Source organism: Psychrobacter sp. DAB_AL62B, assembly GCF_028895345.1.
In the GTDB taxonomy this organism is placed as follows: domain Bacteria; phylum Pseudomonadota; class Gammaproteobacteria; order Pseudomonadales; family Moraxellaceae; genus Psychrobacter.
In genome coordinates, this window is sequence record NZ_SAXC01000002.1 from 1 (window position 1) to 26,235 (window position 26,235).

The following is a 26,235-nucleotide window of genomic DNA, read 5'->3' on the forward strand; positions in this document are numbered from 1 at the left end:
TGCTTGTTTAAGGATATTAACGATTTGATTATCAGTAAAGCGTGTCTTTTTCATAGGATTCTCCTGCTGGTATATTTTAGCAGTTAATCTCTATTTCTAAGTGTTCTTATTTATTGGGGGGATTACCATTTGATAATAATCAGTTGTCAGAACATGACTCGATTTATCAGCAATTTTTTAACCACTATGATGGAGTTTCACTCAATATAGTACCTGCTCAAAGACTTTTAGACTGGTGTAATAATGATCAAGCTAAAGTCCAACAAGTGGCAAAATTACTTAATATATATACTCCAATAGAAGAGCCACTTTTCCCAACAGTGGATAAAAGACCTGTTGAATTAAGCGGTCATATAAAAGCTTTTTTTTACACAGCTAAGGACAAAGATGACATAGTTGAAATCATATATGACAAGATAATGCCAAGTCGCTGGTCAGACTCTCTTGCAGATGTTTTGGAATCAAGGGCCAAAGCTTTTTCCGAATTAAGCAACCATGCTTCTATAGAAGTGCAGAAATTGATTGAAAAAAAATTAGCCTTAGTTAATCAATGGATACAGAAAGAGAGAGAAAGAGAGACAAAAGAACATAACCAACGTGAACAACGCTTTGAATAATATAACCTCGGATAGATTACCATGACCGAATAATATTTTTTAGGATTAGGGAAATTGTATAAAAAGGCTTCATTTAAGGTCTAGTAATATAGGTAGTTTCAGCTAATTATGAACCAACCTATCAATCAGCTAATAAAAAAAAGCAACACCCCAAAAGAAGCGCTGCTATCATTTAAAAACTAGACTTCTAAACCAAAACTAACCCCGAACATTCACCACATAACGCCCAACAGTTTTACTATCTATAAATCGATCTAAGTATTCAGGCGTTTGCTCTAAGGTAATCTCTTCGCAATATTTCTCAAGATTAGGCAGCTTCATATCAGTAGCGACGCGCTCCCAGATAGCCTTTTTATCAGCCAGTGGAATATAGACCGAGTCGATACCCAATAACGAAACTGCTCTAGTGATAAAAGGCATGACCGACATCGAAAACTCAGCACCACCTGCTAAGCCACAACTAGTGACTGCGCCGCCAGCTTTGGTTTGCTTAAGTAAATTGGCTAAATAATCGCCGCCTATCGTATCAATGGCATTTGCCCACAGCTCACGACCAATAGGTTTATTGCCGATGTCATTGATCGTATCACGATGACGTACTTCGCTCGCACCCAATTCTTTTAGGTGTTCGCTTTGCTCAGGTTTACCAGAAAAGGCAATGACCTCGTAGCCTAGCTGCTTCAAGATTGCAATGCTGATACTACCGACGCCACCAGTTGCACCCGTAACAGCGACTGGTCCATCACTTGGTTTTGCGCCCATTTTTTCTAATTTTTGAATGCTTAACGCAGCGGTGAGACCGCCTGTACCATAGATCATCGCTTCTTTTAATGTCAGCGTTTCTGGGCAGGGCAGCGCCCAATCGGCTGGGATAGAAATCATTTGACTCAAGCCGCCATCGGTATCCATACCCAAATCATAACCGAAGACCACAACCTCTTGACCTGCTTTAAAAGTACCAGATTTATCACTGACCACGACGCCTGCTGCATCGATACCGGGCGTATGCGGATAGTTTTTAGTAATTCTTTTATTGCCCGATGCTGACATGGCATCTTTGAAGTTTAATGATGAATAATGTACTTCGATCAACAGATCATTTTCTGGTAAATCACTGAGGTTACGCGTTTGGATGCTTTTATTGAATTTGCCGTCGCTAGTTTCTTCGATGACCAAGGCTTTAAAGGTTCTGTTGTTAGCGTCCGTTTGGTTAGACATTATATTATTTCCTTTTTATTACTTTTGTATTGAATGCACTTTAAACGAATAGCTTAAACGAATAGCTTAAGGTTTAATCAATATTTTACCTTTTTTCTCAGATTGTACTTTTTCAGAGACCGCTTTTTGAATATCGGCTAAATCGTAAATGCCACCAGTAGGCAGCTTTAATGTACCGCTAGCCGCGCGTTCGATCAGCTCTTTCGTTAAGCGCTGCATGTCATCGGTACTGATCTCTTGCATCAGATCGCTTGCCCAAAAGCCTTTTACCTTGCTCAAATTAAAAATCAAATGACTGGGATTAATCATCAGCGGTTCGCCAGACATAGAGCCTAAGGATGCCATCGCACCGTGTTTACCTAGCAGCGATAGGAGCTCGCCACCAGACTTACCACCGACCGCATCGACTGCACCGCTTATTTTGGCATCACCAACGATTTTTTGTACTTGCTCTTTCCAGTCGTCGTCATCGGTCACCACGTTATTTTTGGTGATACCAAGCTCAATCAGCTCTTTTTCTGATTCTTTACTGCGTACTAAATTAATCGTATTAATATTGCGCTCGGGTGCAAGCATCGCCATAGATTCACCAACTGCACCGTTGGCCGCGTTTTGGATGATCCATTGACCGGGTTCGATGTTTAAGAATTCAATCAGTAACAGCGCACTCATAGGCATAGCGATGAGTTGAGCCGCCATTTCATCGTCGATGGCGTCTGGTATCGGAATGATACGTTGGGCTGGCGCAATAAAATACTCCGCCCACGTGCCCTGTACACCAGAAACTACTACGCGCTGACCTTTTTTAAAACCTTCTACGTCTTTACCAAGCACGTCAATCGTACCTACCGCCTCAGAGCCGCCAGTCGCAGGCAGCTTAGGTTTATTACCGTATTCGCCTTTAATAGTCACTAGGTCATGATTGTGGATGGAAGATAAGATAGTCTTGATACGAACCTCATTATCCTTTGGTTCTGGGGTAGGGCTATCGGTTATGTTAAGGACTTCTGAAGGTTTACCAAAATTATTATAAGTTGCGCTACGCATAAGAATTTCCTTTATTTATTTTTTAAGTGGACATATAAAAGTCGCTAATCATTTTTATTATTGATATATAGTCCGTTCGAAATAAAAGCGAGACGATGGTAGTGACATGCTACGGCTATAAATTTTTGCAGCCTCTGTCACGCCTGCGAACAGCAAGCAAGAAAAGTTATAGCCATAGCACGGTATCGTTTTTAAAGTGACGCCACTATAGATATACGGAATTGTTATCAGTCATCAACCTTAATAACTTAGCCTTAGCGTACTCAACCTGACTTTGGTTAAGCAACCTTGTTGTTTGCTGATAATTGTAAAAGACAAGCGTCTGAGGTTAAGGTAACGTTGCACCCTAAATGTTAGAGGCTGTTACCTTCTAGGCTACTGGATTGATTGCCAAAAAAAAGCAATGGCAGCGCTCCATAATTAGGAGACGCCGCCATTGCTGATAAGATTAAAAACTAATAATTAATTAAGGCTTTAACAACACTTTACCTTTCTTCTCAGACTGCAATTTACCGTCAACGGCTTTTAAGATATCTGCCAAATCAAACACCGCTTCAACGGGTAGTTTTAATTTGCCATCAACCGCACGATCTATCAGCTCTTTGACGAGGCGTTGCTTGTTCCCGACGCTCATTTCTTGACTAAGTTTACTGCCCCAAAAGCCTTTTAGAACGGCTTGTTTGAAGATCATATCAGTCGGGTTAAGCATCATCGGCTTGCCTGACATCGCGCCAAATACCGCAAACACGCCGCCATGACCCAGTAGCGATAACAGATTGCCACTGTCTTCACCGCCGACAGAATCGACCGCTGCGCTGATTTTATCATCGCCAATGATAGCTTTGACTTGGTCTTTCCAGTCGTCATCAGACGTATTGATATTGTTTTTGATATCGAGCGCTTCTAACTCTGCGAGCGCATCGTTACTGCGGACTAGGTTAATGGTTTTGACGCCGCGCGCTGCCGCTAGCATCGCCAGTGATTTACCAACCGCGCCATTGGCGGCGTTATGGATGACCCATTGACCGCTTTCTACTTCTAAGAACTCAAGCAGCATCAATGCACTAAGTGGCATAGCGATCAGCTGCGCCGCCATTTCATCCTCTAAGCTCTCAGGTACGGGGAAAACCATATCTTCTGAAGCAACGAAATACTCTGCCCACGTTGCCTGCACGCTGGCTGCTGCAACACGTTGACCCACTTTTAAATCTTTGACTTCGCTGCCAACCGCATCAATGATACCCAAGGCCTCAGAGCCACCGATGGCGGGCAGCTCAGGTTTAAAGCCATATTTTCCACGAATGGTGAGTAAGTCGTGATTATGAATAGAAGCTAAGATAGTTTTAACGCGGACTTCATTGGCTTTTGGCTCTGGAGTAGGGCGGTCGCCGAGACTTAGTACTTCGGTTGGTTTACCGAAATGGTCGTAAGTTGCGCTACGCATGATAAATTCCTTTATTTATTATTTGAGTGATTGTCTGATTAAATAGTTAAAACGACAAGCAACAGTAACAAGTCGCGCGCATCTATCGCAATATCAGTTTGGTTAATGAAGGCTATCACCTAGTCCACGGTCAATACTCAAAGCGATGCGTCATCGGCTGATTCAGTTTTACTCTCAACCCCTTTAATAATTTGAAATTTATCGTTTACCATGTTCGTTAATAGCGGCTCGCCTTTATCATTCACGCGAAACAGGCCATATTCAGCAGCTTCAAACGCCTCAGCATGACCTTCTTGAAAGAAGAAGGCATTGGTCGCCAGCTTCATGGTGTTATTACGTACGCGGTAGTGAATCGCCATCTCGTTCGCGGCTAGATGGGTAGGCTTTGCATCTATTAATCGGCTGAATTTACCAACTTTATTATTATCTAAGGTGACAATGACGTAACCTTCAGTAGCGTTAATATAGTATTCGTTTTCTGGGAATCTTTCGTTTAACTTATTAAAAACCTCAGCTTCTAACGCATAACGCAACGTCATATAATCGCCTTGCATAAAGCCGCGCGGATCAACAGGCGCTAGCTCTAATAATACGGTATCACCAGTAGCTAAATGATTCTCATATTTCGCGACATTGATGGTCATCACGATTAATATAATGATAAGTCCAAGTAGGCCGATAGTAATTCTAACAGTGCGTTTCTCAAGCCATCCAAGCGACTTCAGCAGCGGCAACTTTTGAGTTATCGTATTATTACTCATAATAAGCGCTCCTGACTGTCAGCTTTACTAAGTTCATTTTCACTAAGTTTATTTTTACTAGGTGTCGAGCTGTTGTCCCATGCTGTGCTATTGGCAAGGTAATAGTGAATGAGCAGCCAACGCATGAGCAATAAGCCGATACCTACAATTAGCATAGAAGCCGACTTTAATAATAAAGACGTATCGAGCTGATAGTAGTACCAAAATATATAGCTGACCAACGCCACAATACCCAGCCCTAATAACACGCGCTGACTATTAGCGATAGCGATGACGATGATCAGGCTAGTGGCAAGCAATCCTGAGACGTAAATCGACATGACACCTAAGACGATAATGGCGCAGACGATAATGATACTTGCTGATGATAGCAGTTTGACTTGATAGCGCTTGAGAATAAGCAAAGCAGCATAAAGGCTGGCGAGCGTCAGTAGCCCTTGTGCCAAATAGTAGTTGTAGCTGAAAGCCGCATTATAGTGACCAAAGCTATTTCCATATTCAGCGGCAATAAAATACACCGAAACGCATAGCAGCATAAGCGCGCTGGCATAGCCAAATGCGCTAATGATAGCCTTTGCATAGGCTTGCCACTGGCGAGAAATACGTTGTAATAGTGGATAGCGTTGCAATTGAGTCACTATGGTCAATAGCGCCAACACCCCCAAACTCAACTCAGGCAGCTGATAATAATTGAATAAATATACCGTGACACCGAGTGCGATACTAGCGCTTATCAGTCGATAAACGACATTGGGTATGATAAAAGTCAAACAACTCTGAATGATCAAAAACAGCCAGACTGCTAAAGGTAACTCTACCTGGTAAAAGAATAATCCAGCAGCGACATAAAGCTGCCCAGTGACACTAATGGCAAAAGCTGAATATTCAAAGAATAGGCTATGATGTTTGCTTGCTGCTTTAAATAGGCAAAGACCCAGTGCGCTTAATAGCAATCCTACTATAATCAATCCTACCGTACTTTCTAAAAGATTAGACCCAGCTAAAATTAAGGTCAGAAAACCTGTGAAGAATAGACTGGCTAACAGCCCACCAAAACCGATAAAAAGTTGCAAAAACCAAGGGGTATGTTTCTCGGATCTGTCGCTTAGATGGTTATCAGCGACTCTATAATCGCTAGCAACTAAACCGCTATTTTGTAACGATGTTAGTTCTTGCTGGTATTGATCATTATTCATGGTCCACCCCTTTTCTGTACACAGTAGTATCAACAGCTTTAGAAACTTCAAGGTTTTCGGGATGGTTGTTATCTGCTTTTGCGATCGCAAATAACCATTTGATAGCATAAGTGATCATGCCAAGCAGCAGAAAAGTTAAGAAAAGAAATGTGCCAGCATCGAAATCAATTGGTAATATTTTAATTACCCAAAACATCACTACAATAATAGTAGAAAAGCAAAAATAGGTCAGCATTAGTATATCGAGTTGCTTTATATAAAAACGCCAAACCATAAAGGCGCACCAGCCTCCCCATAACAGTAAAGATAGGAGCGTGGCCAAAATACTATCAACGTCAAAAACAGTGATAATAGCTAGGAAGGTAATAGAGATAGTGCTTACTAGACCGACAAGATAACTACTCCAGTGTAAGCCAGTCTGAGCTCGTGAGACTGTGTCGTTAGTAGGATTTCTGGAGTTGGGGAGATTGGAAAGGCTAGAATCAGAGATTGAAGTATCAGAATTTAAAGCATTAGTAGCAGTATCAGAATTGAGAGCTTGGCTAGAGATATTATGTTTATTATCGAGAAAGATAAGCCAAAGATTCAACGCTATAAAATTGACTAGTGCCAATATTCCAGTTTGTATAACGCTTTGATAGCTTTCATTAATAAAAGAGAGATCTACGATATCAAGATAAAGTAATAGAAAAGTATTAATCAGCCCGAGCCACAACAACCAGAGCGCCGGAAAGCGCGCGATAAGCACCCAAGGCGTAATCAATACTGCCCAACCAAAGAACAGCTGCCACGTATCCGCACCCGTCTGATAGACCTGTCCAAACAGCGCTAGCAAACTCCCAGTGATGATACTTGCTAATAGAAGTAATAACTGGCGAATAAGTTGAAATTTTTGTTTAAAAGAGAGCGCAACGTAGAGGGCGATAGTGAAAGCAAGTGCGCCTTCGACCAAAGCGAACTTGCCTATCTTGCCTAAATTCTGCCAGTTATAGGCAATAAAAAATACTAGCGATAATACTAAGGCAACCGCCCCGATAATGAGCAAGGCTTTGTCAAAAAAGGATAGCCAAGTACGTTTGCTAGGATAAACCTCTAAATATATAGCAGCGGCATCTGCTTGCTCAACAGACAACGCGCCTTTATTAAGCAATTGCTCGATAGTACGCCGTGATTGACTCATAGCATTCTCTAGATAAAAAGATTATTTAGCTCATCTTATCTGTTTTTATAACTTACGAGTACACTAAAGTTGGAAAATAATTATTTAATATACAATTAGAGGTTTAAGACAGCGAGCGTAGTTTAAGAGTCGGCATCAGGAATAAGCATTAATAAATCTGTTTCGCCAATATCCACACCTATCTGATTAAGTAACGTCGTTAATTGACCACGGTGATGGGTCTGATGATTGAATAGATGTTGTAGTAGCATAGCGAAAGGTTTATTAAATATTTTACCTTGAGTATTGGTATAAGTAAGAGTTTGTGAATAATCACTCTCAACGGTCTCATTTATAAATTGGATGATTACCCAATCTAATATTTGACGGTTTTTTGTGAAGTCATGCATATTTAAATATAAAAACTGAGTAAGCGTGGTTGGTGATGGAAAACCTGCTAACGACTCCAGCGCTTTGAAGCCAGCACGATAATTAGAGTGAGCACCAAAACGTCTTAGCCAAATTAGATCACCTACCATTAAATGGTTTAGCGTTCCTAATATTGAACCAAAGAACGCCTTATTATCTTGCCATAAAGCGTCTTCAGAAAGGCTCTCTATACTGTCGCAGACTTTTTGATTCATGACAGTATTATAATTTGCCATTAGTGCAAAGTGAGGTTTCATCATCGTTTTTTCATCTTTTATATCCCTTAATAAAACTCAATACGACTTAGCAGATGCTCTTGGATCAAATAAGCGCAGATATAAGCGCTTGGCCACGCCACTATAAAGGCATATTTCCATGAGTGAAACAATGTCATAAAGAAGCCGTCGACAAAACCGACGTTTATCAGTAGCAGTGCCGTCGATATAATCGTGGACATCAGTAGCGCCATTAAAAAGGTAAAGATAAGCCGGTAGTATTTGCGCCGTGTGCGTATTCTGATGATGGGGAATTGTGCCATAACGTTAAGTCGTCCTGCATGATGAGGGCTACGTTTTAATCATAAAAACGTAATTTTTTGATATAAGAAGTAGTGAAGTTAAGCATTGCGAATGCTTGGCGGCGACTATGATATCGTGTGACGACGGCTAGGTAAAATGGTTATTATCAATCATTAAGTGCAAGTTTTTATATTGCGATGAGCTTAATGCTTAACTTTTATCATCAAAACAATCATTAAGGATAAATAATGTCTACTGAACAACGAACCGCTAATCAAAGAACACTTCAACAAAGAACATTAGGCATCATCGGTGGTATGAGTTGGGAAAGTACCCAAAGCTATTATCGACTGATTAATGAAGGTATCAAGTCTGAGCTTGGCAACTTGCATTCAGCAGATTTATTGATTCATAGTGTCGACTTTGCGCCGATTGGCACACTGCAAGCACAAGGCGCATGGGATGAGTTGGGTGCAATGATGGTAAGTAGCGGCAAGCGTTTGCAAGCGGCTGGTGCGCAAGGATTGTTAATTGCCACCAATACCATGCATAAAGTTATGGATGAAGTACAAGCTGCGACTGGCTTACCTATCATTCATATCGCCGATGCCACGGCTGCTGCGATTAAGCAGCAAGGTTTGACCAAAGTAGCGCTACTTGGTACAGAGTTTACGATGACCGAAGACTTTTACAAGCAGCACCTTATTGATGCTGGCTTGCAAGTGCTGATACCAGATACCGAAGCGCGAGCAGAAGTCCATCGTATTATTTACGATGAGCTGTGCCAAGGGCAGTTTCTTGATAGTTCACGGCAGTATTATTGCCAAGTGATTACAGACTTAGCTGAGCAAGGAGCAGAAGGCGTGATACTAGGATGTACCGAGATTGGATTGCTTATTAAGCAAGCAGACAGCCCAATCCCAGTATTTGATACCACCGCTATTCATGCGGCTGCAGCGGTGGATTTTTTATTAGGTAATGCAAATTTTTAATCTTTTATCAACCCACTTTCAGCTTGTGAATCCTCTACACTGATGGGCGAAAGCCGCCCGCTTGAAGTTCTATAGTCGATCCACTATAAAACAAACACAGTGCTACTGGGATAAGTATTGCGCAGCCTCTGTCTGCGCAGGCACAGCAAGCAAGGAAAACTTATATCAGTAGCGCGTTATAATATTTGTGCTTATTTTATTTAGGACTGACTATATATAAACCGCGCTATTATCGTTTATTCTTTTTTATCATGTGGCGTCTATGAAGTCGTCTACGAAGTCGTCGATGCAACCTTGTAATACGGCGCAAAGGTAATAGCTTCCATACAGTTGTTGGTAAAATATCACGGAACGATGCACTGGTACCTGTATTCGCGCGAAATTCCTCAGATCTTTGCGCAGCCTCATCTGCGGGCAACATTTTACCTTTACGCCATCCACCGTGCAGATACAGTCCTACCCCCATCAGGGCAGTCGCCACCATGCCTGCTGGGAACGACAGCCAAAGCGCATCGTCGCCAAGCATTGGATAAAGCCCAAAAGCAAATCCAAGACGTACCGGGTACATCGAAATGATCATCACAATCAGCGGCCAAATCACATAGCCATTTGCCCGCATGGTGCCGAACAAAACCTGCGCTATCCCAAAAAACATAAAGCCCCATGTCGCCATTATCTGAATATGCCGCCCGATTGGCACCGCTTGGCTGTCACTGCCAAGAAACAGAGCTAAAAAGGTTTCATCAAAAATGGTGAGCACCACGATGACAGCTCCTGTCAATACCAAGTTAAAAAGGAGCCCCCAACGTGTGATCCCTGCAACCCTGTGCCATTGGTTGGCACCAATATTCTGTGCAACCATCGCACTCGCCGCGGCACTTAGCGCCATCGCAGGCATTTGCACGTATGTCCAAAGCTGCTGGGTCGCGCTATAAGCGGCTGTCGTCTGCACCCCTTCACGGTTTATCAGCGACAGCATTGTCAATGCGGCTGAAGAGATAACGATCATCTGAATGCCCATCGGCAATCCTTTCGAGAACATCGACTTCAAAATTTCTGGATCTGCGCGCAAAAAGCGCAGCTCAGGCATACGAAGCGCCAGCACAGAGCCACGCAGGTACATGGTGATGAGCATACCAATAAGCGCTAGTGTGTTTGCAACGGCGGTTGCGAAGGCCGAGCCAAATATACCCCATTCGGGAAATGGCCCGAGACCCAGAATGAGCGTCGGTGTCAAAATCAGGTCAATAACGACCGACATAGCTATGAACCAAAGCGGCGTCGTAGAATCGCCCGTCCCGCGCAGTGCCATCATTATCAGCGTAAACGTTAATGTGACTGGCATCGCAATGAAAATCATCCGCATATAGGTAAGAGCAAGGCTTAAGGCACTTGGCGGCGTACCAAGCAGATCAAGCAGCATCGGCGCAAATATCCACCCTCCTGCCGACACCAATACACTGATCGGAATAATGCTTCCTAGCGCCGTTCCCATGGTTTTTTTGACCATGGATTCGTTGCGGCGACCCATTGCCTGACCAATCAAAATAGTAGACGCCATACCGAAACCGAAAACGAAAGAGATCAGTATAAACATCAAGATGTTGCCGTTCGCCGTCGCTGCCAACGCTTCTTCACCTAAAGACCGGCCCACCCAAACGGCATTGATCGATCCGTTCAACGACTGTAGTGCCGATGATCCCAGTGTTGGCAATGCAAACAGGAGCATGGTTTTGGCAATCGACCCTTCGGTGAGGTCAAGCCGTTTACCAGTGGAGGTAGCTGTTTTACTCAATGTTTATCCTTTTGTGCCAGACGGTTAATTTGGGGTCTATAATTGGAGCTAATGAAACGAAAACACTTATCATAAACCAGAAAACTGGTACCGTCTTTATTAGAGCTGTAACCCCTCAGCAAACGCTATGATTATTTGCCTGTCATTTTTTTAGGCGATTGTCGAGCAATTTGTAGGGAGGGATAGTTATTATGAGCGCTTAAACTCAACATAAGCTTGTGCTAGGATGATGCTTTTTAATTTACTCTGCTAGATTTTAACAAGGATGTTCCGATGATCTTAAAACGCCTAGGCTTTGCCACTCTATTAAGTCTGTCAATCGTTGGCTGTACCACTGCGCCCAATACGTTAGCGGTAAATACGACCCAAAAGATTATTCAGTATGAACGCTCAAAATCTGACTTAGCCATAAAAGCGCTGACATTAAGCTCTGGTGACAAAATGGTCTATGCCGAAAACGGTAATACAGCAGGCGAGCCTTTATTATTGATTCATGGCTTTGGCGGTAATAAAGACAACTTTACTCGTATTGCTCGGCAGTTGGAGAACTATAATCTGATCATTCCTGACTTGCTCGGCTTTGGTGATTCTAGCAAACCGATAGCGGCTGACTATCGCTCGGAGGCGCAAGCAACGCGCTTACATGAGTTACTTCAAGCTAAGGGCTTAGCATCCAATATTCATATCGGCGGCAATTCGATGGGTGGTGCTATCAGTGTGGCTTATGCCGCGAAGTATCCCAAAGAGGTCAACAGCCTGTGGTTGATAGATAGTGCGGGTTTTTGGTCAGCGGGCGTGCCGAAGACTTTGGAGAATGCCACCCTTGAGAACAATCCGCTATTAATCAATAAGACCGAAGACTTTTACAATATGTATGACTTTGTCATGTCTAAGCCGCCTTATATCCCTAAGTCTGTAAAAGCCGTATTCGCGCAAGAACGTATCGCTAATAAAGCGCTAGAATCTAAAATACTAGCGCAAATAGTCGAAGACAATGTCGAGGAACGCGCCAAAGTTATCGCTGAATATAATATTCCCACGCTAGTGGTTTGGGGTGAGGAGGATAAGGTAATCAAGCCTGAAACGGTTACACTGATAAAAGAAATCATCCCGCAATCGCAAGTTATTACCATGCCAGAAATTGGTCATGTACCGATGATAGAGGCGGTAAAACAGACGGCGAATGATTATAAAGCGTTTCGTGAAAAGCTAAAGAAATAGTCGTTTACATATGATGTTTTAAGCTGTCATTGATCCAAATAGTAATCCAAATAGTAATCCAAATAGTAATCCAAATAGTAATCCAAATATTGATTAAGTATGAGCTGTAGTCAGTCCTAAATAAAAGAAATATAAACGTTGTAAGGTGCTACTGGTATCAATTTTTCTTGCTTGCTGTGCCTATGCAGACAGAGGCTGCGAATAATTAATCCCAGTAGCACTGTATTCTTTTAAAAGGGTATCCACTATATTGTAGGCTGGGTTAAAAACTCAGCCTACGTCAAACTAACTCTCTTTTACCAGCCGCTCTAATAACTCAAGCGTCCTCTCTTGTCTGACCAATGCAACCCCTTGTCCTGCCCATAAAGACTGATGTTCTGGGTCAAAATTCTTTTTCGCATCAGCACGCAAAAATTTAGTCATGGCATTTAACTGTGGATAAGGCGGCAGCTCATGAGCGCTCTCATATTGAGCAAAGTCACGCAGATAATCATTCAATAACCCACGAGCCTGCTTACCTGAGAACAGTCGAGTTAAACGTGTCTCAGCACTGCGTTTATTTTCACTAGCATCGAGCAATGCTTGCTTATAAATATCGTTAATACCACACTTGTCGGTAGTCAAAAACGCTGTCCCTATTTGTGCCAGCTCGGCACCTGCTGTTTGAATCGCCTTGATGGCTTGCCCCGTCATAATACCGCCCGCTGCAATTAACGGAATATCGGTACACGCACGCGTTTGACTAATCAGCGTCAATAATCCTAATGGATCGCTTGCGCTTTGCGGCAACCAACCGCCGCGGTGTCCGCCAGCTTCTACCCCTTGCACACACACCGCATCGACGCCAATATCTGCCCACTCTTTTGCTTCTAAAGGGTGATTGGCAGTACCGACGACGCGCGTACCTAAATCCTGTAAACGCTGAACTTGCTCAGCACTGATAATGCCAAAGGTGAAACTAGCAACAGGCACCGGGTTGTCATAGAGCACCTGTAGTTGCTCGCTGAAGTTTAGCGCGGGGCGTTCAGGTAATTTTATTTCTATATTGTTTGCTTGATAATACTTACTTAGCCAAGCAGGAATTTCGCTATCTAAAGTAGTAGATTCATGCTCGGATAACACCATTAAATTAATCATAAAAGGGCGATTAGTCAGGGTTTTTAGGGTATTAATATGGTCGTTTAAAACCTCTGGCGCCGTCGTACCTCCTCCCAATGACCCCAGTCCACCAAAGTTACTCACCGTCGCCGCCAGTTCAGGTGTCGTTGCTCCTGCCATCGGTGCTTGAACGATAGGGTAGGTTAAATCAAAGGTATCAAGTAAGGTCATGACGGGCGTCCTTTTTATTTTATTGAAGAATTTACAATACTTACTTTAACAAAGCTAAGGGATGCGCGTGTTAGATAATGTTTATTTACTTATTCAATAAAAGAAGAAGGTTTTTGCTGCGAAGTTATAGCTAAGTCGTACATCAAAACCTGTAATTATAAATTGGTTTGTTCGAGCACTTATAATGTAAGATACAATTATCGACTGTCTCATAACAATTTATCCAATGAGCTACAAAATGAATTCAATACTAAAAGAATATGACAAAAAGAAAGGTGTGCTAGAGAATCTGGATAGATCTCTCGATACGCTTATAAACTCTTTGCTTAAACAGAAAGGTATTAAAGCTCATCAAATACAAACCAGAGTCAAGGATAGAGATAGTTTAGAAAAGAAGATTTTAGCAAAACAAAAATACAAGTCTTTAGACGATATTACAGATGTAGTCGGTATCCGTATAATCACATACTTTGAAGATGATGTGAATAAGGTAGCTAAAGTAGTCGAGGAAGAGTTTGATATAGATCACGAGAATTCCGTCGATAAGCGCGAGATAGATACTGATAGATTCGGATATAGAAGTTTACATTATGTAGCTAGTTTGAACAAAAATAGGACTATTCTTTCAGAGTACTCTGATTACGGAGATTTTAAATTTGAGTTTCAAATTCGAAGTATTTTACAACACTCATGGGCAGAAATTGAACATGACCTAGGTTATAAAGGTGCTTCTGAAATTCCAACTTCTGCAAAACGTACTTTCTATAGAGTTGCAGCACTTTTGGAGCAAGCCGATATTGAGTTCGTAAAACTAAAGTCAACTATATCAGAATATGAAGGAAGTCTGACTTATGATATTAAAGCTAACCCTAGTCAAATTGAAATAAATAAGGCCTCTCTAATATTCTTCATGAGTAAGAATGATAATGTGATTAATTTTGAAAATAACGTATTTGGTTGTGAATATGGTTTGGTTATCACAGAGTCTGATGTGGATAGCTTTGCTCATGACCGACTAATAAACAGAATTAAAAGCTTAGGTATTGAAAATATAAAGCAATTGGAAGAGTTTTATTTGAAAAACGAAGAATTACTCAAAGAAAGTCTCAAATCTATTTTCCCACAGACAGGTAATACTATCAGACGAGGTGCTTCTGTATTAATATTAATAAACTATACATTTTCTAGTCATAAAATTTAGAAGCATTGTGATTAAATTATTAATACGCTTCTAAGTACGAAGCTTTTATTAAAGTTTTTTTGCTAACTCAGCTGCAACACACCTTTTGCATTCATCGGCAGCTCAACCGTATCATCGCCAGTGATAACGGTAACGCGCTTATCGAACAATCATACCTTAACCCTTCGGCGGCCACGGACGATCAGCATCACTGACAATCCATTCTTCGACATAGCCGCTCGGTGGTAGCGCCCAATCAGATTGGTCCAAAGCTGCCAATATACGAGCGGTCTCGATGACTTTACCACCCTCGGTGACGCCAGTGCGCAGTAGGGCAGACGAGCAAGGCTTGCCCTTGACCCACATCGATTGCTCAATATATATCCAGCGCTCATCAAAGGCGACAATTTTGGTTTTCATAGTGACTTTTTCAAAAGCGCGAATCCGCCTGCGATATTGGATGGTACTGCCAGCGACTACTAAACCCCAACGCTGTTTTAGCAGCTGTTTGCCAAGTCCGCTACGTACCGCAAAGTCGGTACGCCCCATGTCATAAAGTGTGAAGACGCGACCATTATTCATCTCTAAAAAATTATCGATATCTGATAAACGGCAACGAAAAGTAATTTCACTGGTATCTTTAAACGTTAAAGTATTGCCTTTTTTTACTTGTAGCGCGGCATGAGCGATGGTGCTGGCATAACGAATAAATGGATACATAGAACAATCTCAAAAAGGTTAGAAAATAGGTTTAAGGTTGATCAAATTATTATTTATTAGACGACACGCCAATGTGGTTAAAATAAGCGCTAACAGTTTCAGGTATCCAATTAATATCAAATCTTGATTTTTTATAAAGATGAGGTGACTTGTCTTTGTCCGAACGATAACGCAAATAACCGACATGACCACCATGGTCGGTATCCAAAATAGTGACACTGTCCGAGACATCGTTTGGCGTGGCGGTAAAACCAATAAAGGGATCGTCTTTGGCAGTAATTAATAGCAGCGGATAGGTGACATCTCTTAAATAAGGCAGGGCAGAGGATGAATGATAATAGTCGTTTTTAGAGCGATAGCCATGACGCGGCGCGGTAAAAATATCATCAAAATCACTGATACGATTGGCGGCTTTGATAGAATTGATTTCATCTTGATTTAAATCATTGGCCAGTGCTTTTTTGATAATTGGATTAAGTAGATACGGCGTATAGATACGATGACTCAAAAAGCTGTGCATAGTAATAGCAGCCGATGACATATCGACAGGTGCAGAAATCACTGCTGCACCTTTACATAGTGCCTTATCGCCGTATTCGCCCATATATTTTGCCAGTGCATTACCGCCAAGTGATACCCCAACGCCATAAATATGAGCATAATTCTCCCGCAAGTTTTCTAACATATGATGCACTTCTTCCGTGTCACCAGCGTTATAAAACACCCTTCCATTAGCTGGAATGCCGCCACAACTGCGAAAGTGGGCAACGACAAAATGCCAGCCTTGCGCATGCATTTGATACGCCAAAGCGCGTGCATAATGACTGTCGCTACTGCCTTCCATACCATGAAACAGGACAACTAATGGGGTTTGTTCACGCTCGCTATTAGTTGTTTTTTCTATAGGATGCGCATCATAAAAATCATAGGCGATATCTGTTTCACCAAGCGAGTCTTGCTTAATCACGCGGCGATAACTGGGCGCTTTTGGCGCAAAAAACTTAGGTAGGATACTTTGCAGATGCGGATTAGATAACCAAAATGGCGGTTTAAAAGGAGCGGGCGCGAAAGGCTTAGTAGGTTTTGAAGTTGACATAAAGGCGTCTTATTTAATGGCAGTTGAAAATCGTTGTTAATAATCAGTGCTTTATCATACCGATGGTAGTTATCAAAACCAATGACTTTCAGTGAACGCTCAGTGAACGAATGGTTACTCAAAATATTCATGAGTCACGGTGACTCTAATACCCGCCCATCCATTGCAAGGCGCTCTTTTAGATTGTTGATATCTGCTTCCGCAAGCGTCACGGTCAAGGTGACTTGCTTACTATAATCAACCTCATCAATGCTGCCGTTTAAACTCTCAACCACATAGCGGCATTGGGCTTCGGTGGCGAATTCTGCCAGTATTTGCACTTGCGCCATCGCTACATAAGGGCTTAATACCATCTGGTCAACTGCCGCTTGCGCCGAGCCTGCATAAGCGCGGGTCAGACCGCCAGCACCTAGCTTGATACCACCAAAATAACGCACCACGATGATAATGATATTACCGATAGCTTTGTGTTGTAATACATTTAATATTGGTCGTCCTGCTGTACCATTTGGCTCACCATCATCATCGAAGCCCGCGCTAGTAGTGTTATTAGGATCACCAATAATATATGCCCAGCAATGATGACGAGCATCAGCATACTGCTCACGTAGCTGTTCCACGTGAAACATCGCCTGCTCACGCGAGGTTACTGGATAAGCGTAAGCTATAAACTCGGATTTTTTAATTTCTAAGCGCGCAGTGACGGCACGTTTTAATGTTTGATAGCTCATATTTCATCAGGTCTAGGTTGGATATGGTAAACTTGTCTCACTTTCACTGTTGTCCGTATTTGGCGCAGTGTAAATTTCATTTTTCATTATAGTACCACTTCTAACCATTGAAGATAGCCAACAGCAAACCTGTAAGTGCATGCGTCGTTGGTCTTTGATTGAGAGTGAGTATCCCAAAACGAATGGTAGGCAATATATGCGTCTAGATAAATTTCTGAGTAAAGCCACTGAACTATCGCGTAAAGAATCAAAGAAGATTCTGCACGCTGGTGAAGTTACCGTAAACGAGCAGGTCATCAAAGATCCAGGTGTACATGTCGATATTGTCAATGACGATGTACAATGGGCAGGCGAGCCATTGTCGGTTGCGACTGGCAATCGCTATATCCTACTTCATAAACCTGAAGGCTTTGAATGTACCTTAAAAGCCAAAGAGTACCCAATCGTCACCGACCTCATTGCGGTTCCAGAACTTGGTAGCTTACGTATTGCTGGGCGTCTTGATGTCGATACGACTGGCGCATTGCTCATCAGTGATGATGGCGGCTGGCTACATCGCGTGACGAGCCCTAAGCACGAACATGCCAAAATCTACGAGCTGACGCTAGCGGATGCTATGGATAGTGCAGCACAAGCCAATGCTATCAAAGAAGTGGCTGAAGGGGTTTTATTAGAAGGTGATCATGAAGAAACCAAGCCTGCGACCCTTGAGTTCATTGACGAGACTCATGCACGCTTGACGTTAGAGCAAGGTAAATATCATCAAGTTAAACGTATGATGGGCTATTTTGGTAATAGAGTGGTTGAGCTGCATCGTGCCAGTGTCGGTCATATCAATTTAAACGGCTTAGAGAAAGGCGACAGTCGCTTCTTAACACCTGAAGAAGTGGCCAAGTTTTAAGTTTGCGCCCTATTAAATTCTAAAGTAATCCTCTAAAAACAATCCTCTAAAAACAAATCCTCTAAAAACATTGTTTTGACATCAGCTTCCAATATCAGCAGCCACTAAAAAGTGTGCTGCTTTTTGCGGTCTGCTAGTTCTGTTAGTTATTGCTCTCAGTTAGTATTAGGAGTTGCCTGTGTTGCCTATCTCTTAAAGCTCAGTAGCAATTTTGCAAAATTGGGTCGTTAAGACTTTAAAAAATCCGTTCATATGCTACAGTCTGCTTATCTTTTTTAATCTACATTTTTACATAATATAGTTATCGTTATTTAAAGTTTTCCTTAATTAAACGCGCATTATTAAATAACGGTCGTTATTAAAAACCAGATAGGACTGTCTCTGTGAAACTCCCTGTATTAAAACCTGCAAGTTTGATTGGTGTTATGTTGTTGGCAACCACTGCCTGTGCGCAGCCGAGCACTACCGACATGAACAATAAAACCGCAAGCCAAACCAGCCAGAATACGCAAGCTATTGGCACAGTCAGTAAGTCTGTTGATAGTCGTTTGCGCCAATTACTGACTCAAGCGGGTATCAAAACGCAGATAACCTCGATTGCACCCTCTAAATTACCCAATATGTATCAAGTCAATTTGGCGGAACAGTTGCCGTTACATATCACTAAAGATGGTAAATATGTCATTCAAGGCGAGCTGCAAAAGAACCCAAGTAAGCGGGTAGTGACTAAAGTACCACCGCGTAGTAATCGTGCGCAAATAGGTAAGCCTGTCAGTGCCAGTGTCAAATCTGACATACTGGCAAATATGGAGGCGCTCAAAAACATGAGTGCAAAAACCCCCTTCTTTTATACCGCAGTGCCAGGTGTCATTTGGGGCGCAACATTAGAAGGCGTGCCGTTCTTGTTATCAGATGACGCACAGTACATCACCGACGGTGAGATATCAGTGATCGAAAACGGTCAGTTTATTGGGCTCGATGAAACATTTGAAAAGCAAAAAAATCAGTCTGTTTTTGCTACTTTGGCTGATAAGCAGTTAATCAATTATCCAGCCACTAGTCCTGAAAGAGCGGTTATTTACGTGGCCACTGATGTCAATTGTCCTTACTGCCGCCGTCTACATCAACAGCTACCGATGCTGAATGCCAAAGGCGTGACGGTAAAAACTATTGGCTATCCGATCTATGAAGAGTCACCTAAGCAAATGCGCGGCATTTGGTGTCAAGGGAGCGAGGACGGTCGCCGTAAAGCTTTCGATAAAGCAATGTTACAAGGTAAGATGACTCCAGCAGCGGCAAGCTGTACTACCGATAATGTGACAGCTAACCGCGAAAAAGCCGCAGGACTTGCAGTAATGGCGACGCCTGCCATTTATCGTGAAGATGGCGTACTGTTTCAAGCGAGCTTTGAAAGTCCTGAGTTTTTAGAGTTTTTGGGTGTGCAATAGTTCAGGCAGATATATAAAACAGTTACTAATGGAGAATGTATTAAGTAATGCATATCTTAATACTGATAAAAAAACCGCCACATAATCAATTTATGTGGCGGTTTTTCTATAAATTGTCTTACAAGGCAGATATTTAAGGCAAAACGATATCAACGATTTTCCAATCAATCAGACCTTCACGCTGCATCTCTATGGTAAGCGGATAGCCTTTCACTTGCCCGCTAATATTAAAGCAATTAATACCGCAATAGCTCAGCTTTGGTTGGTCACTATCAGAGCCTTGCGCAGCTTGCTTTTCAAGCTCATCCGCTTGTTTTTCCATGATTTGCTGCATTTGATTTTTCACCACCGCATCGATATCACCGCGCTGGATGATTAAGTTTTGAATCAGGTTTTTTAAGTCGACTTGGTTGCTGGCGATGGCCCATGCTGCAGCCAGCTCTTTGGTAGCGGTATTGGCTTGACCTTGGGTGTTAATGACTTTTTCGATATTTTTCGGCGTGATAGCGCCAGCGACTGCTTGCATGATAAAGCCGTTTGCCGCCTCTTTTAATGGCTCGCCGCCTAGCTCAGCGACCAATGGATATTTGGTCATGGTCACGGCAAATTGACTGGTTAGTTGGTTTTGAATACTCGGGCGCACTTGTTCATAGTCAATAGCCGCTGCGATAGTGGCACCGTCTTTGGCATCATAGGCATTTTTAAGCTGATAAGCGCTGTAATAAGGCGAGCCTGCATAGACAGTGACTGCAATAACAATCAATAAAACAATCAGCTTTTTCATAAAAATCGATACCTTGTTGCAAACTTAATGGTTATTAATATAAATCTGAAAACAGAGTTTAGACATACGTGGATATGGCGATAAATACTAGCATGGCTAACCCTGATAAAGGTATGAAAACCTTTGTTGATTCCTTAATAGAACCTTTTTAATATATAGGAAACCCCCTAATTTATACTTTCCATACCTCAAAGCTTGATAAACGGCGATGCCATCTCCATAAATAGCGCAAACTTTTAATAATTGATTTGGCTAAGCAGCATCCCACCATATTGCTTGTAACATTCATATGATTATCATCTCTGTTTCTTATACTCTGCTATGTTTCATGTGAAACCTTTGGGTACGATGATGGACGATATTAAGATAATCGCTCGTTAACTAGCGTTGATGAAATGTATTAATGAATCGGGTTGATGAATTGACCGAGTGGTGGACTGTAAAGACGATAGGAGAGCCCATGAGTAAGCGCGATTTTTATGAAGTATTAGGTGTCAGTAAGACCGTTGAAACCAAGGAAATCAAGCGAGCCTACCGCAAGCTTGCCATGAAATACCATCCAGACCGTAACTCTGACGATCCTGATGCCGAAGAGAAGTTTAAAGAAGCATCGATGGCTTATGAAGTACTGAGCAACGAAGAAAAACGCTCTGCTTATGACCGTATGGGTCATTCAGCCTTTGAAAACGGCATGGGCGGTGGCGGTTTCGGCGGTGGTGGTAGCGGCAATTTCCAAGATATTTTTGGCGACATCTTTGGTAACTTTGGCGATATCTTTGGTCAATCACGTGGCGGCGGTGGACGTTCGCGTCGCGGCTCAGACCTGCGTTATGTAATTGAGCTGACCTTAGAAGAAGCGGTACGTGGCTGCAAAAAAGAAATTAGCTTTACTGCACCTGCGCCTTGCGACACTTGTAATGGTAAGGGCGCAAAAAACGCCTCTGATATTGTGACTTGTCAAACCTGTCATGGCCAAGGTCAAGTCCGCATGCAGCAAGGCTTCTTTGCCGTTCAACAAGCCTGCCCACATTGTGGCGGTACTGGCAAACAAATCAAAAATCCTTGTTCTGACTGTCACGGTAATGGCGTCAAAGACAAGTCACGTACGCTAGAAGTCTCTATCCCAGCGGGTGTTGATGATGGTGATCGCGTGCGCTTAGCGGGAGAAGGCGAAGCGGGCGGCGCTGGCGTACAAAACGGCGACTTATACGTCGAAGTACGTGTCAAACCGCACAACGTCTTTACTCGTCAAGGGGCAGATCTATATATGGATGTGCCGGTTAGCATTACTGATGCCGCATTGGGTAAAGAAGTTGAAATCCCAACCTTAGATGGTAAAGTAAAAATCAAAGTCGCCGAAGGTACGCAAAGTGGCAAACTGCTACGTGTGCGCGGTAGAGGCGTGACGCCAGTACGTACCACGATGAAAGGCGATTTGATTTGCCGTGTAGTCATCGAGACACCAGTAAATTTAAACCGTGAGCAAAAAGACTTGCTACGTCAATTCCAAGATACATTAGATGGTGATAGCAAACATCAGCAGTCGCCACATAAAAAATCTTTCTTTAAAAAGATAGGCGAATTGTTTGATTGATAATTCAACTTATTTGATTTGCTAGGTTATCTAAAGCCCCGTTGTTTCACGTGAAACAATGGGGCTTTTTGTTAGTGGTATAAAAAACCATTCATACATTATATTTGCTAAACTTAGCGGGATAATTTTAAAAACAGCGGATCAAAAATAAAATATTTAGGGTAATGATATGAGTCAGAAAGAGAGTAAAAAAATGATTAAGGTCGGTGTCATCGGTGCAGGCGGGCGTATGGGTCGTATGCTTATCGAGGCGATACAAGACAATCCGCAAACCACACTCAAGGCAGCGATTGAGCGTCAAGGCTCAAGCCTTGTCGGAGCAGACGCGGGAGAAGTCGCTGCTATTGGATGCTTAGAGGTACAGATTGTTGATGACCTAAAAGCAGTGATTAATGATATCGACGTATTGATTGATTTTAGTTTACCTGCTGCCACTGAACAAAATATGCAGGTTTGCGCGGCAAATAACGTCGCGATGGTCATCGGTACGACAGGGTTTAATGAGCAGCAAGAGCAAGTACTGGCAAAAGCAAGTGAGCAGGTTGCTATCGTTTACGCGGGTAACTATTCAACAGGCGTTAATCTGTCATTAAAACTGTTAGGTATGGCTGCTAAAGCTTTTGGCATTGAGGTAGATGTAGAAATTATCGAAGCGCATCATAAACATAAAATCGATGCCCCATCCGGTACAGCTTATATGATGGCAGAGGCAGTCGCAGAAGCACGCGGACAAAACCTAAAAGACGTCGCTATTTATGGCCGTGAAGGACAAACGGGGGAGCGCGAAGCGGGCACGATTGGTATTCATGCGATTCGTGGCGGTGAAATCATTGGCGATCATACCGTGATGTTTATTGCTGATGGCGAAGTGGTTGAGATTACCCATCGAGCACGCGCAAGAATGACCTTTGCTGCTGGTGCAGTGCGCGCCGCTACTTGGATCGTCCAGCAATCCGCTGGGCAATATAATATGCAGGATGTTTTAGGCTTGAACGATTAGGTTTAAGCCACTAGATTTAAATGAAGGGCTTATTAATTATTGATTACGGCTAGGAGTCGAATGTGAATAAGTTTAGATGTAGCCTGTTAGCACTTTATAGTAGCATTACGACTACTATAAAAAGCGCTAGCTACGTGCGCCAAACAGCCTTTACGTTAACTCTGACTCTCCTACCGTTAACAGTGCAAGCTGCCAACAATCAAAGCAGTTATGAGACTTACGTGATTGAAACCTATGGCGGCGACGCGTTATTGCCTGCCATTCGTCAGCAGCTAGATAGTAGCCGCGACGGCGGTACAGTGGCGACTTATCAAGATAAGTTAGTACTTCGCACCAGTGCTGCCAATTATCAGGCGGTACAACAGCTATTGACACAGATTGACCGTCAGCCGCAAGCGTTAACGGTTTCTGTGCGTGTCGGCAATAATAGCAGTAGCCAAGGTAATATCCAGCAAGGCCAGGTGATTATTACCAACCGCGGTATCCAAGGCGCAGGAATTATTAATCAGCGCAACAGCCAACAGCAAAGCAGTAATTTATACCAAGTGCAAACCTTGTCTGGTAGCGCTGCCAGCATTAGTACAGGCACTTTATGGTCATTAACGCAGACCTATAATGCCACTATCTATCCTAACTATAATCGACCGTCGGGACAGATTATTATTCAACAGCAGATATTACTGCCAACGACCCAAGGCATAGCGGTGACGCCAAGACTTTTACCTAATGGACAAGTTGAAGTAAAATTATCACAAGTCGAAGAAAAGCTAGTGCGTTCCAATTCATCTTATCGTCAGAATGATAATAGTGGCGTTAAAGGTCAAAGGCTCGACAGCACGATTATCGTACCGCGCGGGCAGTGGGTGACTATCGGACAAATCTCTCAAAACGGTCAAAACCAAAGCTCAAGTTATGGGAGTAACCGCACAAATAATAGTAGTAATAGCGTGCCTATTTCACTATTGGTACAGTAGGCTATCGTCAAAACACCTTAAAAACGCGAGGGTACTGCTGGTATGGTTTTTTTGCAGCCTCTGTCTGCGTAGGTACAGCAAGCAAGAAAAATTTATACCAGCAGTACATGATGTATCGATATTACACTTCACTGCCTACATCTCATAAATAATAAAAAACATAAAAAAGCGCGGCACTGTTATTCACAATGCCGCGCTTTTAATAAATGGTCGTTAATATAAAAAGCTAGTCAACATAGACTACTTCTAAAGGCGGAAAACCATTGAACTCAATTGACGAATAAGAGTTAGTATAAGCGCCAGTGGCTAACCAAAATATCTTGTCACCAATCTCTAATTCTTCTGGTAGCTGATAATCCGTTTCTTCATACATAATATCGGCCGAATCACAAGTTGGACCCGCTAATACTACCTTACCCGCATTGGTTGAATCTTCCATTTTAGGGGTATAAACAGGATATTTAATCGCCTCGCCCAAAGTTTCAATTAAACCTTGAAATAAGCCCACATCGGTATAGACCCAGCGCGTCGTATCGTCATGCGACTTGCGTGAAATCAGCACGACCTCACTGACCAAAACCCCAGAGCTTGCCGCCAATGAGCGACCCGGCTCTAAGATAATCTCCGGCATATCGTTAACACCATAACTATCCACTAAATACTGCTTTACCGCTTCAGCATATTCCTTAATCGGATTGACTTGACTTAAGTATCTAGCAGGGAAGCCACCACCTAAGTTAATCATTTGCAGCTTAATACCTTGATCGTTTAGCAGCTGCTCAAATATATTTTTAACCGTCATCAAGGCATCATTCCATACAGCAACAGATTTTTGCTGACTGCCGACATGAAATGAGACACCATAAGGTACTAAGCCCAAGTCACGCGCTTGAATCAGCAAATCAGTCGCCATAGCAGGATCACAACCAAACTTGCGCGACAGCGGCCACTCAGCAGTGTCCGAACCTTCTACTAAAATGCGTACGAACACATTAGAGCCGGGCGCATAGGTAGCAATGTTTTTAAGGTCAGCTTCTGAGTCGGTCGCGTACAATCGCACGCCTTTCTCATAAGCGTATTTAACATGTTGTGCTTTTTTAATGGTATTGCCATAAGAGATACGATTGGCATCGACAGCGCAGTTAAGCACGCGATCGAGCTCATAAATCGATGCACAGTCAAAGTTTGACCCTAGATCGGCAAGTAAATTAATTACCTCAACGGCGGGACTGGCTTTCATTGCATAATGAATTTTTGCCTCAGGAAAAAGTCCAACCATTTCGTTAAATTTGCTTTTGATACGGTTAAGGTCAACAACTAAAAAAGGGGTTTCACGACCTTCAGCAGCTTGAGTGAATTTCTGCCAGCTGGCAGGGTCAAAATATTGGTCAATTTTGATCATGGTCATGCTAGGGAACCCTTAATAAAAACAATAATATAGGTAGATAACGAATGCAGGTGGTATTAATACGACTGGTATTAAACAGTCGTTGCTTGTGGCTGCTTATCGGCTTCTTGTTTTTCACGTATTTTAAGCACTTTACGGACTTTATCACGAGCGCGGGTTTGCTTAAGGTTTGATAAATAATCGACGAATATTACCCCGTTTAGATGATCCATCTCATGTTGAATACATACCGCAAGTAAGCCTTCTACCTCTTCATCGATAGCATTGCCATCTTGATCTAGTGCTTCGATACGTACTTTGTTTGGACGCTCAACTTTATCATAGACATCCGGTACCGATAGACAACCTTCTTCATAGGGTTGTTTCTCTTCGACTAATGGCGTCACTTTCGGATTGATAAACACCCTTGGGCTATCTTTATCTTCAGACAAATCCATAACGATGAGCTGAATATGGCGATCAACCTGACTGGCAGCCAGACCAATACCTTGCGCATCATACATTGTCTCAATCATATCGGTGATTAAGGTTTTGATTTCAGCAGTGACTTCCTTGACAGGCGTTGCAATCGTGCGCAAGCGCGGGTCGGGATAGCTTAAAATAGGGAGTAATGCCATAAGGCTCACCTCAATGATAAAGATAAAATAGGTTTGATATTATAAGATAAATGGGG

The 26,235-nt window shown here is 42.6% G+C and carries 25 protein-coding genes; 9 read left to right on the forward strand and 16 right to left on the reverse strand.

Annotation, left to right across the window (positions count from 1 at the left end; genetic code table 11):
- The first annotated feature begins 113 nt into the window (after window positions 1–113).
- Window positions 114–617 (forward strand): hypothetical protein, encoded by a 504-nt coding sequence (locus tag EPB74_RS02920; RefSeq protein ID WP_274902680.1) that lies wholly within the window; start codon window positions 114–116, stop codon window positions 615–617.
- Between the two features lie 198 nt (window positions 618–815).
- Here EPB74_RS02920 and EPB74_RS02925 read toward each other — a convergent pair whose 3' ends face one another.
- The 8 genes from EPB74_RS02925 to EPB74_RS02960 form a co-directional block, all read right to left on the reverse strand.
- A complete protein-coding gene (locus EPB74_RS02925) occupies window positions 816–1,835 on the reverse strand; it encodes an oxidoreductase (protein ID WP_274902682.1) in 1,020 nt (339 codons plus the stop codon).
- A gap of 66 nt (window positions 1,836–1,901) precedes the next feature.
- Window positions 1,902–2,882: a zinc-binding dehydrogenase gene (locus EPB74_RS02930; RefSeq protein ID WP_274902683.1), complete on the reverse strand. Its 981-nt coding sequence runs from the start codon at window positions 2,880–2,882 to the stop codon at window positions 1,902–1,904.
- Window positions 2,883–3,348: 466 nt separating this feature from the next.
- Window positions 3,349–4,326 (reverse strand): zinc-binding dehydrogenase, encoded by a 978-nt coding sequence (locus EPB74_RS02935; RefSeq protein WP_274902684.1) that lies wholly within the window; start codon window positions 4,324–4,326, stop codon window positions 3,349–3,351.
- 137 nt (window positions 4,327–4,463) lie between these two features.
- Window positions 4,464–5,087, reverse strand: coding sequence for a GDYXXLXY domain-containing protein (locus EPB74_RS02940; RefSeq protein WP_079690499.1), 624 nt, complete (start codon window positions 5,085–5,087; stop codon window positions 4,464–4,466).
- Complete coding sequence (locus tag EPB74_RS02945) at window positions 5,084–6,283, reverse strand: DUF4401 domain-containing protein (protein ID WP_274902688.1); 1,200 nt, start codon at window positions 6,281–6,283, stop codon at window positions 5,084–5,086. The genes EPB74_RS02940 and EPB74_RS02945 overlap by 4 nt, the downstream gene beginning before the upstream one ends.
- Entirely contained in the window at window positions 6,276–7,463 is a 1,188-nt protein-coding gene (locus EPB74_RS02950) for a DUF2157 domain-containing protein (RefSeq protein WP_274902690.1), read from the reverse strand. Before EPB74_RS02950 ends, EPB74_RS02945 begins: the two co-directional genes overlap by 8 nt.
- 122 nt (window positions 7,464–7,585) lie before the next feature.
- Window positions 7,586–8,131, reverse strand: a complete 546-nt coding sequence (locus EPB74_RS02955; protein WP_274902691.1) for a DinB family protein — start codon at window positions 8,129–8,131, stop codon at window positions 7,586–7,588.
- Window positions 8,132–8,154: 23 nt separating this feature from the next.
- Window positions 8,155–8,409 (reverse strand): DUF2798 domain-containing protein, encoded by a 255-nt coding sequence (locus EPB74_RS02960; protein ID WP_089555648.1) that lies wholly within the window; start codon window positions 8,407–8,409, stop codon window positions 8,155–8,157.
- A 228-nt stretch (window positions 8,410–8,637) separates the two neighbouring features.
- On the opposite strand from EPB74_RS02960, the gene EPB74_RS02965 reads away from it, so the two are divergent.
- Window positions 8,638–9,381 (forward strand): aspartate/glutamate racemase family protein, encoded by a 744-nt coding sequence (locus tag EPB74_RS02965; RefSeq protein WP_274902693.1) that lies wholly within the window; start codon window positions 8,638–8,640, stop codon window positions 9,379–9,381.
- A gap of 229 nt (window positions 9,382–9,610) precedes the next feature.
- On the opposite strand, the gene EPB74_RS02970 is transcribed toward EPB74_RS02965, so the two are convergent.
- On the reverse strand, window positions 9,611–11,176 hold the full coding sequence (locus EPB74_RS02970) for an MATE family efflux transporter (protein WP_274902694.1): 1,566 nt from the start codon (window positions 11,174–11,176) through the stop codon (window positions 9,611–9,613).
- Window positions 11,177–11,449: 273 nt separating this feature from the next.
- Between EPB74_RS02970 and EPB74_RS02975 the strand changes: the two genes are divergently transcribed.
- On the forward strand, window positions 11,450–12,397 hold the full coding sequence (locus tag EPB74_RS02975) for an alpha/beta hydrolase (protein ID WP_274902695.1): 948 nt from the start codon (window positions 11,450–11,452) through the stop codon (window positions 12,395–12,397).
- A 285-nt stretch (window positions 12,398–12,682) separates the two neighbouring features.
- Here the strand turns inward: EPB74_RS02975 and EPB74_RS02980 are convergent, their stop codons facing one another.
- Window positions 12,683–13,726, reverse strand: coding sequence for an NAD(P)H-dependent flavin oxidoreductase (locus EPB74_RS02980; protein ID WP_274902696.1), 1,044 nt, complete (start codon window positions 13,724–13,726; stop codon window positions 12,683–12,685).
- A 238-nt stretch (window positions 13,727–13,964) separates the two neighbouring features.
- On the opposite strand from EPB74_RS02980, the gene EPB74_RS02985 reads away from it, so the two are divergent.
- Window positions 13,965–14,927 (forward strand): GTP pyrophosphokinase, encoded by a 963-nt coding sequence (locus tag EPB74_RS02985; protein ID WP_274902697.1) that lies wholly within the window; start codon window positions 13,965–13,967, stop codon window positions 14,925–14,927.
- 156 nt (window positions 14,928–15,083) lie between these two features.
- Here the strand turns inward: EPB74_RS02985 and EPB74_RS02990 are convergent, their stop codons facing one another.
- From EPB74_RS02990 to EPB74_RS03000, 3 genes are all read right to left on the reverse strand, one after another.
- Window positions 15,084–15,626: an acyl-CoA thioesterase gene (locus EPB74_RS02990; protein ID WP_274902699.1), complete on the reverse strand. Its 543-nt coding sequence runs from the start codon at window positions 15,624–15,626 to the stop codon at window positions 15,084–15,086.
- 49 nt (window positions 15,627–15,675) lie between these two features.
- Window positions 15,676–16,722, reverse strand: coding sequence for a YheT family hydrolase (locus EPB74_RS02995; RefSeq protein WP_274902700.1), 1,047 nt, complete (start codon window positions 16,720–16,722; stop codon window positions 15,676–15,678).
- Between the two features lie 134 nt (window positions 16,723–16,856).
- Window positions 16,857–17,453: a YigZ family protein gene (locus EPB74_RS03000; RefSeq protein WP_274902701.1), complete on the reverse strand. Its 597-nt coding sequence runs from the start codon at window positions 17,451–17,453 to the stop codon at window positions 16,857–16,859.
- Window positions 17,454–17,649: 196 nt separating this feature from the next.
- Here EPB74_RS03000 and EPB74_RS03005 point away from each other — a divergent pair, with 196 nt between their 5' ends.
- Both EPB74_RS03005 and EPB74_RS03010 read left to right on the forward strand, forming a co-directional pair.
- On the forward strand, window positions 17,650–18,354 hold the full coding sequence (locus EPB74_RS03005) for a pseudouridine synthase (protein WP_079692974.1): 705 nt from the start codon (window positions 17,650–17,652) through the stop codon (window positions 18,352–18,354).
- A 383-nt stretch (window positions 18,355–18,737) separates the two neighbouring features.
- Window positions 18,738–19,802 carry a disulfide isomerase DsbC N-terminal domain-containing protein gene (locus EPB74_RS03010; protein ID WP_274902702.1) on the forward strand — a complete coding sequence of 355 codons (1,065 nt, stop codon included), beginning with the start codon at window positions 18,738–18,740 and terminating at the stop codon, window positions 19,800–19,802.
- A gap of 133 nt (window positions 19,803–19,935) precedes the next feature.
- Here the strand turns inward: EPB74_RS03010 and EPB74_RS03015 are convergent, their stop codons facing one another.
- On the reverse strand, window positions 19,936–20,586 hold the full coding sequence (locus EPB74_RS03015; RefSeq protein WP_274902703.1) for a DUF2939 domain-containing protein: 651 nt from the start codon (window positions 20,584–20,586) through the stop codon (window positions 19,936–19,938).
- A gap of 460 nt (window positions 20,587–21,046) precedes the next feature.
- Between EPB74_RS03015 and dnaJ the strand changes: the two genes are divergently transcribed.
- From dnaJ to EPB74_RS03030, 3 genes are all read left to right on the forward strand, one after another.
- On the forward strand, window positions 21,047–22,180 hold the full coding sequence (gene dnaJ, locus EPB74_RS03020; RefSeq protein ID WP_274902704.1) for a molecular chaperone DnaJ: 1,134 nt from the start codon (window positions 21,047–21,049) through the stop codon (window positions 22,178–22,180).
- A 169-nt stretch (window positions 22,181–22,349) separates the two neighbouring features.
- On the forward strand, window positions 22,350–23,180 hold the full coding sequence (dapB, locus tag EPB74_RS03025; protein WP_274902705.1) for a 4-hydroxy-tetrahydrodipicolinate reductase: 831 nt from the start codon (window positions 22,350–22,352) through the stop codon (window positions 23,178–23,180).
- A gap of 62 nt (window positions 23,181–23,242) precedes the next feature.
- Window positions 23,243–24,154, forward strand: coding sequence for a hypothetical protein (locus tag EPB74_RS03030; protein WP_274902706.1), 912 nt, complete (start codon window positions 23,243–23,245; stop codon window positions 24,152–24,154).
- A 226-nt stretch (window positions 24,155–24,380) separates the two neighbouring features.
- Here the strand turns inward: EPB74_RS03030 and EPB74_RS03035 are convergent, their stop codons facing one another.
- Complete coding sequence (locus tag EPB74_RS03035) at window positions 24,381–25,556, reverse strand: type III PLP-dependent enzyme (RefSeq protein WP_274903152.1); 1,176 nt, start codon at window positions 25,554–25,556, stop codon at window positions 24,381–24,383.
- A 77-nt stretch (window positions 25,557–25,633) separates the two neighbouring features.
- Window positions 25,634–26,179, reverse strand: a complete 546-nt coding sequence (gene def / locus EPB74_RS03040) for a peptide deformylase (protein WP_089555633.1) — start codon at window positions 26,177–26,179, stop codon at window positions 25,634–25,636.
- Between the last annotated feature and the right edge of the window lie 56 nt (window positions 26,180–26,235).